The 13,695-nt window shown below is 64.6% G+C and carries 10 protein-coding genes; 7 read left to right on the top strand and 3 right to left on the bottom strand.

Annotation, left to right across the window (positions count from 1 at the left end; all coding sequences use genetic code 11):
• Window positions 1–2: 2 nt before the first annotated feature.
• Window positions 3–1,190 (top strand): hypothetical protein, encoded by a 1,188-nt coding sequence (locus tag V1280_RS32950; RefSeq protein ID WP_334534363.1) that lies wholly within the window; start codon window positions 3–5, stop codon window positions 1,188–1,190.
• 64 nt (window positions 1,191–1,254) lie between these two features.
• Here V1280_RS32950 and V1280_RS32945 read toward each other — a convergent pair whose 3' ends face one another.
• Window positions 1,255–1,545 (bottom strand): hypothetical protein, encoded by a 291-nt coding sequence (locus V1280_RS32945; RefSeq protein ID WP_334534360.1) that lies wholly within the window; start codon window positions 1,543–1,545, stop codon window positions 1,255–1,257.
• A 124-nt stretch (window positions 1,546–1,669) separates the two neighbouring features.
• The gene (locus V1280_RS32940) at window positions 1,670–2,017 is read right to left on the bottom strand and encodes a hypothetical protein (RefSeq protein ID WP_334534357.1); all 348 of its coding nucleotides are present in this window, start codon (window positions 2,015–2,017) and stop codon (window positions 1,670–1,672) included.
• 121 nt (window positions 2,018–2,138) lie between these two features.
• Here V1280_RS32940 and V1280_RS32935 point away from each other — a divergent pair, with 121 nt between their 5' ends.
• From V1280_RS32935 to hemA, 5 genes are all read left to right on the top strand, one after another.
• The gene (locus tag V1280_RS32935) at window positions 2,139–2,459 is read left to right on the top strand and encodes a hypothetical protein (protein WP_027535611.1); all 321 of its coding nucleotides are present in this window, start codon (window positions 2,139–2,141) and stop codon (window positions 2,457–2,459) included.
• A gap of 222 nt (window positions 2,460–2,681) precedes the next feature.
• On the top strand, window positions 2,682–3,404 hold the full coding sequence (locus V1280_RS32930) for an outer membrane protein (RefSeq protein ID WP_334534350.1): 723 nt from the start codon (window positions 2,682–2,684) through the stop codon (window positions 3,402–3,404).
• 166 nt (window positions 3,405–3,570) lie between these two features.
• Window positions 3,571–5,712: a methyl-accepting chemotaxis protein gene (locus V1280_RS32925; protein ID WP_334534347.1), complete on the top strand. Its 2,142-nt coding sequence runs from the start codon at window positions 3,571–3,573 to the stop codon at window positions 5,710–5,712.
• A 136-nt stretch (window positions 5,713–5,848) separates the two neighbouring features.
• Window positions 5,849–6,910, top strand: a complete 1,062-nt coding sequence (locus V1280_RS32920; protein ID WP_334534344.1) for an MBL fold metallo-hydrolase — start codon at window positions 5,849–5,851, stop codon at window positions 6,908–6,910.
• Window positions 6,911–7,135: 225 nt separating this feature from the next.
• Entirely contained in the window at window positions 7,136–8,365 is a 1,230-nt protein-coding gene (hemA, locus tag V1280_RS32915; protein ID WP_334534341.1) for a 5-aminolevulinate synthase, read from the top strand.
• Window positions 8,366–8,540: 175 nt separating this feature from the next.
• On the opposite strand, the gene V1280_RS32910 is transcribed toward hemA, so the two are convergent.
• Window positions 8,541–9,959 carry an IS1182 family transposase gene (locus V1280_RS32910; RefSeq protein ID WP_334534338.1) on the bottom strand — a complete coding sequence of 473 codons (1,419 nt, stop codon included), beginning with the start codon at window positions 9,957–9,959 and terminating at the stop codon, window positions 8,541–8,543.
• A 224-nt stretch (window positions 9,960–10,183) separates the two neighbouring features.
• Between V1280_RS32910 and V1280_RS32905 the strand changes: the two genes are divergently transcribed.
• Window positions 10,184–13,693, top strand: a complete 3,510-nt coding sequence (locus tag V1280_RS32905) for a PAS domain-containing hybrid sensor histidine kinase/response regulator (RefSeq protein WP_334534335.1) — start codon at window positions 10,184–10,186, stop codon at window positions 13,691–13,693.
• Window positions 13,694–13,695 lie beyond the last annotated feature (2 nt).

The raw sequence follows: 13,695 nt of genomic DNA, 5'->3' as shown, positions 1-13,695 counted from the left end.
AGATGCGATGGACCAACGCTCTCTCGATCCTGCTGGCGCTCAGTGTGTCGTTCGAGGCGCGGTGCGTCGGCGCAGCGACCGCGCCGCCGGCACCCCCCGCCCCGCCCGTGGTGTCGGCCAGCGTCACCGGACCCCGGCAAACCGTGTTCGATACGCGGAATAGCTGCGAACAAATCGACATCCCTGACGCACCCGCCCGCGCGTTTCGCGACGATCGCAACATCGTCCACCTGATCGCGACGCATTATGTCGCTCGCGCCGCGCTCGGTCCGAACCTGAATCAGGTCAAGCACGATTGCCGTGTGGTCTATCGCTCGCCCAAGGATCCTGATCCCTCGCATTTTCAGGACAACAACTGGCTCTATTCCTTCTACACCGAGGACGGGCGCCGCATCGCAGCCCTGGTCCATAGCGAATACGATGCCGATGAAATCCCCAAGATGTGCGCGACGCCGAAGGATCCCAATAATTGCTGGTGGAACACGGTCACCTTCGCGCAGTCGCTCGACGGCGGTTACAGCTTCGCGGTGCCGGCGCCTCCGAAAAATCTCGTGGCGGCCATTCCCTACCGGTACGTCGTCGGGAACCGCGCCAGTGCCTACGGCTACAACACGCCCACGAACATCATGAAGATCGGCGGGTTCTACTACGCACTGTTCAATGACTGGCCCTACAAGGCGCAGAAATACGGTCCTTGCGTCGTCCGGACGCCGGACGTGTTCAGTCCCGGGTCATGGCGGGCCTGGGACGGGAAGGATTTCACCATCCGTTTCGCCGACCCCTACCGGGAAAACGTTGCGAAGCCCGATGAGCACGTGTGCGAGCCGGTCCTGGCCGGCGCCGCCGAGAGCCTCGTGCTGCACGCGGAGACCGGCAATTTCATCTCCACGCAATACGCCCCCGATAACCGCTTCGGGGGACCGGCCGGGTTCTACATCCAGGCCTCGCGCGATCTCATGCATTGGTCGAAGCCGACCCTGCTGGCGAAGCTCAGTGAGCTTCAGGCGACGGATGGGCCAGGCAAGTGGACCTACGACTATGTCAGCCTCATCGACCCGACCTCGACCGACCGCAATTTTGCGACCGTCTCCGATCATCCCTACATGTACTATGTGCGGTCCGATGGGATCCACCCACCCTATGTGAGGGTGCTGTTCCGACGCCAGGTGAGCCTGCACTTCGGCGGGTAGGCGGACCATAGGCCACATCCGTCAAGACCAGGCTGCAACGTCCCTCGCGCAGAGACTAGCCCTCTTACTTCGGATTGGTGTTGCTCCAGGTCGGGACCGCATTGGTGACGCCGACCGAAGGCCAATTATACGTTCCGATCGACGGCGCTGTGACCGTCCCGACCGTCTGGCCGGACGACCCGTAAGACGCCCTCGGCTGCACCGCCGCCGATCCGGCGCCGCCATAGCTCGGCGCCATCACGCTCGTGCTGTAATGGTGTCTGCTCGATCGGACCTTCTTCGCTTCAGCCGCGAACGGCGCGGCAAGCAGTCCAGTCGTGATGAGTGCGACAATGACGAGCCTGGTCGTCGTCATGACTGATCCTCCATTCGCTGCGGGCCTGTTGAGCGATGTGTTCATTCGTCGACGAATTCCCATAGGCCTCCGTTCATAACTCCGTGTGCGCGGAAATGTGCCGGAGCGCCATGGCGCCGCCCAATCAGCGCCGCTTGGGCCGGCACGCCGTGCGGCCGTGGCGCTCCTTCACGGTCGCGACGGAATGCATCAGCTCCTTGAAGGCTGCAACCGCCTTGTCGTCCCGAAGCGCGCTGTCGCCGAGCGCTTCCAGATGCTCGATCACCACGAGCAGCGCATCCGCGACCTGACCGATCTGCTTGCCGTAGCTCGCAACATCGGACAGCACGTCCTTCTCGACCTCGGGCGCCGAGGATTGGCCGACCGTGATATTGACGAGGCCGAACTGGCCGCCGGTGGGACTGAAGAACGAGGTGATGGGGTTGATGGACTGCACGACATCCCCCGACAGGGGCAGCTTGAACACGGGCATGGGATTTCCCCTCGCTGACGCTGGACTGGCGCGGAGACACTACCACGGTCGTGTCCGCCTTCGGATGGACCCGAATCAGCGCTACTGCATTCGCTTCCACGACTTCGCGTCTTGAGGTGACATGACGGGTCCTGAACTGAAGCAACTCCGCGCCGACCTGTCCGAGGTGCTCGGCCGGAAGCTCACCGCGGCCGACATGGCGAAACTGTGTGCATTGCCGGAGAAGGGCGGCGCCGACACGATCCGGCGCTGGGAGGTGAGCGGGCCGACGCTGGCCGCGACCAAGGTGCTGCGCGTGCTGGCGATGGCGAGCGAGCGCTATCCGATCCTGGAGAAGTTCGACATCTTCGATCGCCACGACGTGCGCGTGGAGGACCGGCCTGCGAAGCGCGCGGCCTTTCGCGCGCAGATGCGCGACGAGGTGCTGCGGCGTCTTGGTTAACGAGACGCGCGCGGAGGTTACCGCGAGCCACGCGAATTAAGCCTTCCTTCACCCCTTCTTAAGCCGGCATTAATCACGAAAATCATTTAGGGCCCAATAAGTTAGGTTGGGCGCCGCTGTGCCATGCATGTGACAGCATTTTCGTCAAAAGCGAGCTATCTGCAAAACCAACGCGGCGCGGACAGCGCGCCTGCTGGGGACATGAGTGTTGGAGTTAGGACTATGAAGAAGATTCTGTTTGCGACCGTTGCGCTGCTCGCGGTGAGCGCGGCTGCGCCGGCCCTCGGTGCCGATCTCGGCGCCCGCCCCTATTACAACAAGGCGCCGGCCTATGCCGCGCCGATCTACAACTGGACCGGCTTCTATATCGGCGCGCATCTCGGCGGCGCGTTCTCGAGCGACAACAATTTCAACGGCCTCTCCACCGGCAACAACGGCAACGGCCGTTTCCTCGGTGGTCTGCAGGCCGGTGCGGACTGGCAGTTCAATCCGAACTTCGTGGTCGGTGCTGAAGCTCAGTATTCCTGGCTCTCCGGCAACGTCGGCGCGGTGTTTCCGGGCGGCGTGGCCTACACCAACGACCAGCGCGGCCTCGGCTCGATCACCGGTCGCGTCGGCTACACCTGGGGCCCGGGCCTGGTCTACGTGAAGGGCGGCTACGCCTATTCGGACAACAACGAGAAGGTGACGGTGGGCGGCGTGCCGACCGGCTTCATCATCACTGGCGATCACCGCAACGGCTACACCGTCGGCGCCGGCCTCGAATACATGTTCGCGCCGAACTGGTCGGCCAAGGCCGAGTACCAGTACTACAATTTCGGCGACGCCCACTTCACCGCGGGTCCGCTGGTCGGCACCGGCAACTTCACCACCGACGACCACACCTTCAAGGCGGGCCTCAACTACCGCTTCAACTGGGCGAGCCCGGTGGTCGCGCGCTACTGATCGCGCCTTACAGAATCCCTCCGCTATCAAGGGCCGGCAGCACTGCCGGCCCTTTCTTTTTCGCTCTGCGGAACTGGCCAAGCAATTGTGCAACTTGCGATTTTTTAACCCGGTCCAAGGATACTCCGCAGCGAAAATAAGAGATTAGGGGTGTGGGGGAATTTCGATGGCGATCCGTCTGAGCTTGGGCCGATTCAGGCCGCGTTTCAAAATGCCAAGGTGGGGTCTGCGCGGCAGCCTGATTGCGGCTTTCGCCGTGATCGCGGGCATGGGCCTCGTGATCGCAGCCGGCGCCGGCTTCGTGTTCAACCATCTCGGCTCGACCATGATGGATTTGAGCGGCCGCGACATTCCGCGCCTCTCCGCCAGCCTTCAGCTTGCCTCGCAGAGTGCGACGCTCGCAGCGCAAGGACCGGGCCTGCTCGCCTCGCCCTCCGACGAGGCGCTGGCTGAACGCACCAAGAAGGTTCAGGAAATCCAGCAACAGGCCATGGCCAAGCTCGGCGAGATCATCGAGCTCGGCGCCGACAAGCAGGTCGCCAGCGCGCTCGGCGAGACCGTCAAGAGCATCGATGAAGCCACCAAGAGCCTGGTGTCGGCGGCGAAGGAGCGCCTCGACACGATTGCGCTGCATGACAAGCAATACGCGGCGCTGCGCAAGGCGCAGCTCGCCTTCGTCGGCGCAGCCAACCCCGCAATGCTGGATACCCAGACACGGCTGAGCGCAATCATGGCATCGACGAACGTGTCGCCAGACGACGCCATGGAGGCTGTCCGCTCCGTTGGTCAGATCAGCACGGTGCTTGCCAACGGAAATTTGATGGCCGCTGACATGATGGCCGCGTTGTCTGCCAACTCCAGCGACACGCTGGAGACGATCGAACACGAATTCAAGGCCGTCCGCGACCGCGTCAAGTGGAACCTTGAGGACCTGCCCGACAATCCCGCAACCACTGCGGTGAAGGTCGCAATGCAGAAATTGCAGACGTTCGGCGAGGGCAAGACCGGCGTATTCAAGATCCGCCAGAAGGAGCTCGACTCCATCGATTACGGCCAGACCATCCTGGATGAGACCCGCAAGCTCAATGTCGGCCTCGGTATCAGCGTGCAAGCGCTCGTCGACGGCGTGCAGAAGGAGACCAATGCGTCGACCTTCCAGGCGCGCCAGGAGATTTCGCTCGCCACCACCGCAATGCTGGCGCTCGGCGGGCTCACGCTGATCGGCTCGGCGCTGTTCGTCTGGCTCTATGTCGGCCGCAACATCCTGCGCCGCATCCGTGAGCTTCAGCGCGCCATGCAGCTGCTCTCGGCCGGCGACCTCGACACCGAGATCGTCCGCTCCCGTCAGAACGACGAGATCGGCGCGATGAAGGAAACGCTGACGGTGTTCCGCGACAGCATGATCGAAGCCCGGGCGCTTGCAAGCGAGCAGGACAAGGATCGTGTCGTCAAGGCCGAGCGTGCCGCGCAGATGGAGGCGAAGATCGCCGAGTTCGAGGGCACGGTGCGTTCCGCGCTCGACAATCTCGCGCAATCGGCCAATTCGATGCAGACGACGGCCCAGAGCATGTCGACGACAGCCGATCAGTCCAACGCGCTGGTGAACGCGGTCGCCTCGGCCGCCGAAGAGACCTCGGTCAACGTGCAGACCGTGTCGTCGGGCACCGAGCAGCTCTCGTCCTCGATCGAGGAGATCAGCAAGCAGGTCGTGACCTCGGCGGCGATTGCCAAGAAAGCGGTTGCGGAAGCAGGTGCCACCGACACCACGGTGCAGAGCCTTGCCGACAGCGCAAGCCGCATCAGCGTCGTGGTCGATCTGATCCAGACCATCGCGTCGCAGACCAATCTGCTCGCGCTCAACGCCACCATCGAGGCGGCGCGCGCAGGCGAAGCCGGCCGCGGCTTTGCGGTGGTTGCCTCCGAGGTGAAGAGCCTCGCCAGCCAGACCGCGAAGGCGACTGAGGAGATCCGCACCCAGATCGCCAGCATGCAGCAGGTCACGACCTCGGCCGTCGGCGCCATCCAGGGCATCGGCCGGATCATCGGCGAGATCGACAACGTCACCACCACGATCGCAGCTGCGGTCGAGGAACAGGGTGCGGCGACCCGCGAGATCGCCCGCAACATCCAGCATGCGGCCGGCGGCACCAGCGAAGTCTCCAGCAACATCGTCGGCGTCTCCACGGCTTCGGCCGAGGCCGGTGCCGCGGCAACCGAAGTGCTGAGTGCATCGGATGCCCTCCGTCGCGAGGCCGACATGCTGCGCGGAGAGATCGACGCGTTCCTCAACAACATGCGGGCGGCGTAAGGACGCCGTCTCGTAGCCCGGATCGGGCGTGGCGTAATCCGGGCTACGGAAAACTACGCGGAATGACCGCCATGCGGGCGGGCCGCGCGTTCTTTTTCGGCTGGCGCCCCGCCCGCGCTGGGTTTAAGCCGGTAGCATGAACGCAAAAACCGACACCGTGCAGTCCTCGGCCGAGGCCCTGCGCTATCCCTGGGACCAGCATCCCGGCCCCGAAGAGGTCGTGGAGGTCAGGCCCGGCGTGTTGTGGGCGCGGCTGAAGCTGCCGTTCCGCCTCAACCATGTGAACATCTATCTGCTCGCCGACGGCGACGGCTATGCGATGATCGATGCCGGCTTCGGCAACGAGGAGACGATCGAGGCCTGGACCAAACTGTTCGAAGGGCCGCTGAAGGGCGTCAACATCACGCGCCTCATCGTCACCCACTCGCACCCCGATCATGTCGGCCTTGCTGGCTGGATCGTCGAGCGGTTCAACTGCCCGCTGGTGATGTCGCAGGTCGAATATCTGCAATCGGTCTATCACCAGAACCGCGGCACCGAAGAGCGGCGCGAGGCGCAGCGGCTGTTCTTCCGCCGCCATGGCATGGACGAGTCGCTCACCGAAAAGCTGCTCGGCCGCGGCCAGGATTATCTCAAGCGCGTCTCGGTGCTGCCGCCGTCCTACCGCCGCATCTCGCATGGCGACGAGGTCGTGATCGGCACGCGCCGCTTCAAGGTGATCACCGGCGGCGGCCATGCGCTCGATCAGGTGATGCTGTATTGCGCCGACGACAAGCTGTTTCTGTCCGCCGACCAGGTGCTGAGCAAGATCTCGCCGAACGTCAGCGTGTGGGCCGTCGAGCCCGACCAGAACTCGCTCGGCGAATATCTGGCGTCGCTCGCGAGCCTTACCACCACCCTGCCCTATGATCTGCTGGTGCTGCCCGGCCACGGCGTGCCGTTCTACGGACTGAAGACCCGCATCAAGCAGCTCGCCGATCACCACGAGGAGCGCTGCCGTCTGATCGCGGAAGCCTGCCGCGAGGTGCCGCAGACCTCGCGCGCCCTGGTGCCTGTGGTGTTCAACAAGCACGTGCTCGACGAGCACCAGATGGGCTTTGCCGCCGGCGAGCTCGTCGCCCACGTCAACTACATGATTGTCGAGGGCCGGCTGACGGCCGAGACCAAGGACGGCGTGCTCCAGTTCAGGGCGAGTTGAGGCGTGGTCTCACCTCTCCCCGCAAGCGGGGCGACGGAGCACCGGATGGTGCAGAGCAACATGCGTCTCGCGCGAACTTGATCGGGATTAAGTTTCAAATCGCACGATAGGGCATTTTGCCCAAATGCCCTTCACGTCCAAATGTGGGATAGCGCATAGACACTAGAGCTGGAAAAGCTCTAAGTAGATGCGCCCTTTTGGTCAGTTCCGTCCCAGGTTGCACCGATGGATTACGCCCAGTTCTTCAACACCGCCCTTGATCGCCTCCATACCGAGCGCCGCTATCGCGTGTTCGCCGATCTGGAACGTACGGCCGGCCGGTTCCCGCATGCGGTCTGGCACTCGCCCAAGGGCAAGCGCGATGTCGTGATCTGGTGTTCCAACGACTATCTCGGCATGGGTCAGCACCCGAAGGTGGTCGGCGCCATGGTCGAGACCGCAACCCGCGTCGGCACCGGCGCCGGCGGCACCCGCAACATCGCCGGCACGCATCATCCACTGGTGCAGCTCGAGGCCGAGCTCGCCGACCTCCACGGCAAGGAAGCGGCGCTGCTGTTCACCTCGGGCTATGTCTCGAACCAGACCGGCATCGCCACCATCGCAAAGCTCATTCCGAACTGCCTGATCCTGTCGGACGAGCTCAACCATAATTCGATGATCGAGGGCATCCGCCAGTCCGGCTGCGAGCGGCAAGTATTCCGCCACAACGATCTCGCCGACCTCGAAGCGCTGCTGAAGGCGGCCGGTCCGAACCGGCCGAAGCTGATCGCCTGCGAGAGCCTCTATTCCATGGACGGCGACGTCGCCCCGCTCGCCAAAATCTGCGATCTCGCCGAAAAATATAATGCGATGACCTATGTCGACGAGGTTCATGCCGTCGGCATGTACGGCCCGCGCGGCGGCGGCATTGCCGAGCGTGACGGCGTCATGCATCGCATCGACATCCTCGAAGGCACGCTGGCGAAAGCGTTCGGCTGCCTCGGCGGCTATATCGCCGCCAACGGCCAGATCATCGACGCGGTGCGCTCCTATGCCCCGGGCTTCATCTTCACCACCGCGCTGCCGCCGGCGATCTGCTCGGCCGCAACGGCTGCGATCAAGCACCTGAAGAGCTCGAGCTGGGAGCGCGAGCGCCACCAGGACCGCGCCGCCCGCGTCAAGGCGATCCTCAACGCGGCCGGCCTGCCGGTGATGTCGAACGACACGCACATCGTGCCGCTGTTCGTCGGCAATCCCGAGAACTGCAAGCAGGCCTCGGATATGCTGCTCGAGGATCACGGCATCTATATCCAGCCGATCAACTATCCGACCGTCGCCAAGGGCACCGAGCGCCTGCGCATCACGCCCTCGCCCTATCACGACGACGGCCTGATCGATCAGCTCGCCGAAGCGCTGCTGCAGGTGTGGGACCGCCTGGGTCTGCCGCTGCGGGTAAAGTCGCTGGCCGCGGAATGATCCGTCGTCCTGGCGAAAGCCAGGACCCATTACCCCGACTGTAAATTGTTGCGGCACGCCGTGGTTACCTGCGTGCGCATACCCGCGTCCTGTGGTTATGGGTCCTGGCTTTCCAGGCCGTGCGAGAAGTCGCGCTGATGCTGGGACGATTGAGCGGGAGGCAAAAGTGCCCCTGTCAGGCCGCAGATGGTGCCAACGCTCCCAGCAAGGCCGGCACGCCGAGGATGTTGGCCACCCGCTTGAGATTGTAGCAGAGGACACCCAGGGCGAGCTCGGCTTTTGCCTTTTTCAACCCCTTCACCAGGAAGCGCGGACCGGCCATCAGCCATTTCATGGTTCCGAACGGATGTTCGACGGTCTCCCGCCGGTGCGTCATCCAGCTCGGATCGGCGACGGCCCGCCGGTGCATCGCTTCACGCTCATCCTCGTAAAAATGACGCACGATCACCCGCCGCGCAGCGTTCGTGCACTGCGCCTTGAGCGCGCAGGCGCCGCACGCCCGGCTGGCGTATTCCTTCTGCTGCTGGGTCTGCGAAGTCTTGAACAGGCTCAGCGTCTCCCCGGCCGGACAACGCCAGGTGTCGCTCTCATGGTCGTAGCTGAACCGATCCCGGCTGAAGTATTGGGGGCCCTTCGGATTGACCACCTCTGGCCGCGGCACGATCGCGGTGATCCTGTCCTGCTCGCAGAGCGCCCCATGTTCGCCGTTCGAATAGCCGGTGTCGGCCACGACCGTGATCTCGTCGGCCTCGACCGCAGCCTTGCCCTGCACCGCCATCGGATGGAGCTGCTGCAGGTCGTTGCCCTCGTTCGTCAGATCGAACGCCACGATCAGCTTGTGCTCGGCATCGACCACGGTCTGCGCATTGTAGGCGACCGCGTGGCCGTGCGGCGTGCGCATCAACCGTGCTTCCGGCTCGGTCATGACCTCCTGCTTGAGCCCGCGCGCCGCCAGATCTTGCGCCTGAGCTTGTAGTTGATCCTTTTGCGCCTTGAGAGCTTCGATCGCAGCCGCAACATCGACAGGCTTGCCGACCGAGCCCGCCTCCGTCCGGTCGGCGTCGTCCATCGACGCCAGATAATCCGCAATCCGGCGGTCGATCGCCGCGTTCATCTTCGCGATACGTTGCGGCGTCACCACCTGCTTGCGGCTCGCCACCGCCGCGATCTTGGTCCCGTCGATCGCCAGCAACTCCGCCCCGAACAGCGACTGCTCCCCGCAGAACCCAATGAAGGCGCGGCATACCTTCACGATCGCTTCTGCATGGTCCTTGCGGAAGTCCGCTATCGTCTTGAACGACGGCGTCAGACGGTTGAGCAGCCACATCACCTGAATGTTGCGCCGCGTCTCGGCCTCCAGCCGACGGCTCGCCCGCACCCGGTGCAAGTACCCATAAATATACAGTTTCAACAGGTCGCCCGGCGCGTAGGGCGGTCGTCCCATCTCCTCCGCAATAGCCTTGGAAAACCCGAGCTGCTCCAACTCGAGCCCCGCGACAAACGCGTCGATCACCCGAACCGGATCGTCCCGGCCCACAGCTTCGTCCAGAACCTCCGGAAAAAGCGTCGTCTGGTATCGCGATTGTCCCGTCACGTGCCCCATCATCGCCTCGAATCAAGCCAAACCCAAAACACCATAACTCGCTGGGTTTTCACACAGCCTGTTTCGCCAGGACGACACGAGGCTGCACCTTAACGACAACCCCAGTTCCCATCTCCGGCCCGGCATTTCGCTGTCGCCTCCACCCGCCCAACGCGCTAGATTTGCAGGGAAAATGAGAGCAGGCGCGACTGCGCCATGGGAGAAGCACGCTCGCCATGCTGCACGACTGGGGCGTGATCGCCGCCGCCTTCGGCTATATCGGCTTCCTGTTCCTGGTGGCGAGCCATGGCGACCGCCGCTCGCCGGCCGGACATGGCCGTGCGTCGGGGCTGATCTACCCGCTGTCGATGGCGATCTACTGCACGTCCTGGACCTTCTTCGGCTCGGTCGGCTTCGCCACCCGCACCTCGACCGACTTCCTCGCGATCTATGTCGGCCCGATCCTGATGATCGGCCTCGGCGCCGGCGTGCTCCGTCGCGTGATCCAGCTTGCCAAGGCCCACAACATCACCTCGATCGCCGACTTCATCGGCGCACGCTACGGCAAGAGCCAGGCCGTGGCGGCATCCGTGGCGCTGATCGCGATCATCGGCTCGGTGCCCTACATCGCGCTCCAGCTCAAGGCGGTCGCCTCCTCGCTCGAAGTCATCCTGAGCGAGGACCAGGCGTTCTCCCACATCCCGATCCTCGGCGACATGGCGCTGATGGTGACGCTGGCGATGGCGGCGTTCGCGGTGCTGTTCGGCACGCGGCAGACCGACGCCACCGAGCATCAGCACGGCCTGATGCTGGCGGTCGCGACCGAATCCATCATCAAGCTGGTCGCCTTCCTCACCGCCGGCATCTTCGTCACTTTCTGGATGTTCTCGCCGCACGAACTGATCGAGCGCGCGATGAAGACGCCGGAGGCGGTGCGCGCCATCGACTATTCGCCGTCGATCGGCAACTTTCTCACGATGACGCTGCTGTCGCTGTGCGCGATCATGCTGCTGCCGCGGCAGTTTCACGTCAGCGTGGTTGAGAATTCCTCGGACGCCGAGGTCAGCCGCGCGCGCTGGCTGTTCCCGCTCTATCTCGTCGCCATCAATGTGTTCGTGATCCCGATCGCGCTCGCCGGCCTCGTCAGCTTCCCGTTCGGCGCGGTCGACCCCGACATGTACGTGCTGGCGCTGCCGATGGAGGGCGGCGCGGGACTGCTCAGCGTCGCCGTCTTCGTCGGCGGCCTGTCGGCGGCCACCGCGATGGTGATCGTCGAATGCGTCGCGCTCTCCATCATGGTCTCCAACGACCTCGTGGTGCCGCTGGTGCTGCAGCGACGGCCGGAGAGCCGCGCCATCGCGACCGATTTCGGCGACTTCCTGCTGCGCTCGCGGCGGCTCGCGATCTTCGCCATCATGGTGATGGCCTATTTCTACTACCGCGCGCTCGGCAACACCCAGCTCGCGGCGATCGGCCTGTTGTCCTTTGCCGCGATCGCGCAGCTCGCGCCCGCGTTCTTCGGCGGCCTGTTGTGGCGGCGCGCCACCGCGCGCGGCGCCATCGGTGGCATGTTGGTCGGCTTCGCGGTATGGCTCTACACGCTGTTCATCCCGAGCTTCATGGATTCTTCGACCGCGGGGATCCTGCTGCTCCAGCACGGCCCGTTCGGCATCGAGGCGCTGCGGCCGCAGGCGCTGTTCGGCGCCGACCTGCCGCCACTGATGCATGGCGTGGTCTGGTCGCTCTCGCTCAACATCCTCACCTACGTGCTGCTGTCGCTGGCGCGGCGGCCCTCGTCCATCGAGCTGGTGCAGGCCGATCTGTTCGTGCCCAACACGCTCGCGCCGATCGCGCCGAATTTCCGCCGCTGGCGCACCACCATCACGGTCCAGGACATCCAGACCACGGTCGCGCAATATCTCGGGCCCGATCGCGCCCGGCATTCGTTCGAGGCGTTCTCGGCACGGCGCAACATGCGGCTGGAATCCGGAGCCCCCGCCGATTTCGAGCTGCTGCAGCACGCCGAGCACCTGATCGCCTCGTCGATCGGGGCTGCGTCCTCGCGCCTCGTGATGTCGCTGCTGCTGCGCAAGCGGACGGTCTCCGCGAAAGCCGCGCTAAAACTGCTCGACGATTCCCATGCGGCGTTGCATTTCAACCGCGAGATCCTCCAGACCGCGCTCAACCATGTGCGCCAGGGCATCGCGGTGTTCGACGCCGATTTGCAGCTGATCTGCTCCAACCGGCAGTTCGGCGATCTGCTCAACGTCCCCCCGCATTTCATCCAGTTCGGCACGCCGCTCCGCGAGATCCTGGAGTTCATGGGCGTCAGCGATCCCGCAAACCAGGCCGACCGCGAGGCGATGATCGAGCAGCGGCTCGTGGCCTACACCACCGACAGCGAGCCCTATCTCGAACGCCTGTCGGAACGCCACATGGTGATCGAGGTGCTCACCAACCGCATGCCCGGCGGCGGCTTCGTCATCACCTTCACCGACGTCACGCCGACCTTCGAGGCGGCGGAAGCGCTGGAGCGCGCCAATGCGACGCTGGAAAAGCGCGTGCGCGACCGTACCGAGGAGCTGACACGGCTGAACTCCGAGCTGGCGCTCGCCAAGAGCAGCGCGGAGGACGCCAGCATCTCGAAGACGCGCTTCCTTGCGGCCGCCAGCCACGACATTCTCCAGCCGCTGAACGCGGCGCGGCTCTATGTCACGAGCCTGGTCGAGCGCCAGCACAGCGGCGAGGAGACGCGGCTGGTCGAGAACATCGACGAATCGTTGCAGGCCATCGAGGAAATCCTCGGCGCGCTGCTCGACATCTCCCGGCTCGATGCCGGTGCGATGACGACCTCGATTTCGAGTTTCAAGATGGCCGATCTGATGCGCTCGCTGGAGATCGAGTTCGCGCCGATCGCGCGCGCCAAGGGCCTCGACCTCACCTTCGTGCCCTGCTCGCTGCCGGTCGAATCCGACCGGCTGCTGCTGCGGCGGCTGTTGCAGAATTTGATCTCGAACGCGATCAAATACACCCCGCGCGGACGCGTGCTGGTCGGTTGCCGCCGCCAGGGCCCCTCGCTCAGGATCTGCGTCTACGACACCGGCGTCGGCATCCCCTTGGCCAAGCGCGGTGAGATCTTCAAGGAATTCCATCGCCTCGAGCAGGGTGCGCGGATCGCCCGCGGGCTGGGGCTGGGGCTATCGATCGTCGAGCGGCTGGCACGCGTGCTCAACCACGGCATCGCCATCGACGCCAACGCGGGCCGCGGCTCGCTGTTCTCCGTGACGGTGCCAACGGCGAAGGCCGTGACGCTGACCGCGGCGGTGACCAGCGCGACGCCGCTGGCGCGCACGTCGATCGCGGGCGCGCTGATCGTTTGCATCGAGAACGACGCCGCGATCCTCGACGGCATGCGGACGCTGTTGAAGGCCTGGGACGCCGAGGTGATCGCGGTCGCCGATCCCGAAGGCGCGATATCAGCGATCGAAGTCGCCGGCCGGCGCGTCACCGGACTGCTCGTCGACTATCACCTCGACCGCGGCAACGGCATCGCTGCCATCCGCGACATCCGCCGCCGCTTCGGCGACACCATCCCCGCGATCCTGATTACCGCCGATCGCAGCCCCGCCGTGCAGATGGCTGCGCGCGACGAGAAGATCGCGGTGCTGAACAAGCCGGTGAAGCCGGCGTCGCTGCGCGCGTTGCTCGGGCAATGGCGGACGCAGCAGATGGTGGCGGCGGAATAGCG

Origin of the sequence: Bradyrhizobium sp. AZCC 2230 (assembly GCF_036924495.1) — a bacterium.
Taxonomy (GTDB): domain Bacteria; phylum Pseudomonadota; class Alphaproteobacteria; order Rhizobiales; family Xanthobacteraceae; genus Bradyrhizobium; species Bradyrhizobium rifense.
The sequence above is the reverse complement of the archived record's forward strand: the minus strand, read 5'-3'. Positions and strand labels throughout refer to the sequence as shown.

Bases quoted from the DNA above. Each gene is read 5' to 3' on its own strand.
- V1280_RS32950 (WP_334534363.1), top strand. From the start codon at position 3: ATGCGATGGACCAACGCTCTCTCGATCCTGCTGGCGCTCAGTGTGTCG.
- V1280_RS32945 (WP_334534360.1), bottom strand. From the start codon at position 1,545: ATGACGACGACCAGGCTCGTCATTGTCGCACTCATCACGACTGGACTG.
- V1280_RS32940 (WP_334534357.1), bottom strand. From the start codon at position 2,017: ATGCCCGTGTTCAAGCTGCCCCTGTCGGGGGATGTCGTGCAGTCCATC.
- V1280_RS32935 (WP_027535611.1), top strand. From the start codon at position 2,139: ATGACGGGTCCTGAACTGAAGCAACTCCGCGCCGACCTGTCCGAGGTG.
- V1280_RS32930 (WP_334534350.1), top strand. From the start codon at position 2,682: ATGAAGAAGATTCTGTTTGCGACCGTTGCGCTGCTCGCGGTGAGCGCG.
- V1280_RS32925 (WP_334534347.1), top strand. From the start codon at position 3,571: ATGGCGATCCGTCTGAGCTTGGGCCGATTCAGGCCGCGTTTCAAAATG.
- V1280_RS32920 (WP_334534344.1), top strand. From the start codon at position 5,849: ATGAACGCAAAAACCGACACCGTGCAGTCCTCGGCCGAGGCCCTGCGC.
- hemA (WP_334534341.1), top strand. From the start codon at position 7,136: ATGGATTACGCCCAGTTCTTCAACACCGCCCTTGATCGCCTCCATACC.
- V1280_RS32905 (WP_334534335.1), top strand. From the start codon at position 10,184: ATGCTGCACGACTGGGGCGTGATCGCCGCCGCCTTCGGCTATATCGGC.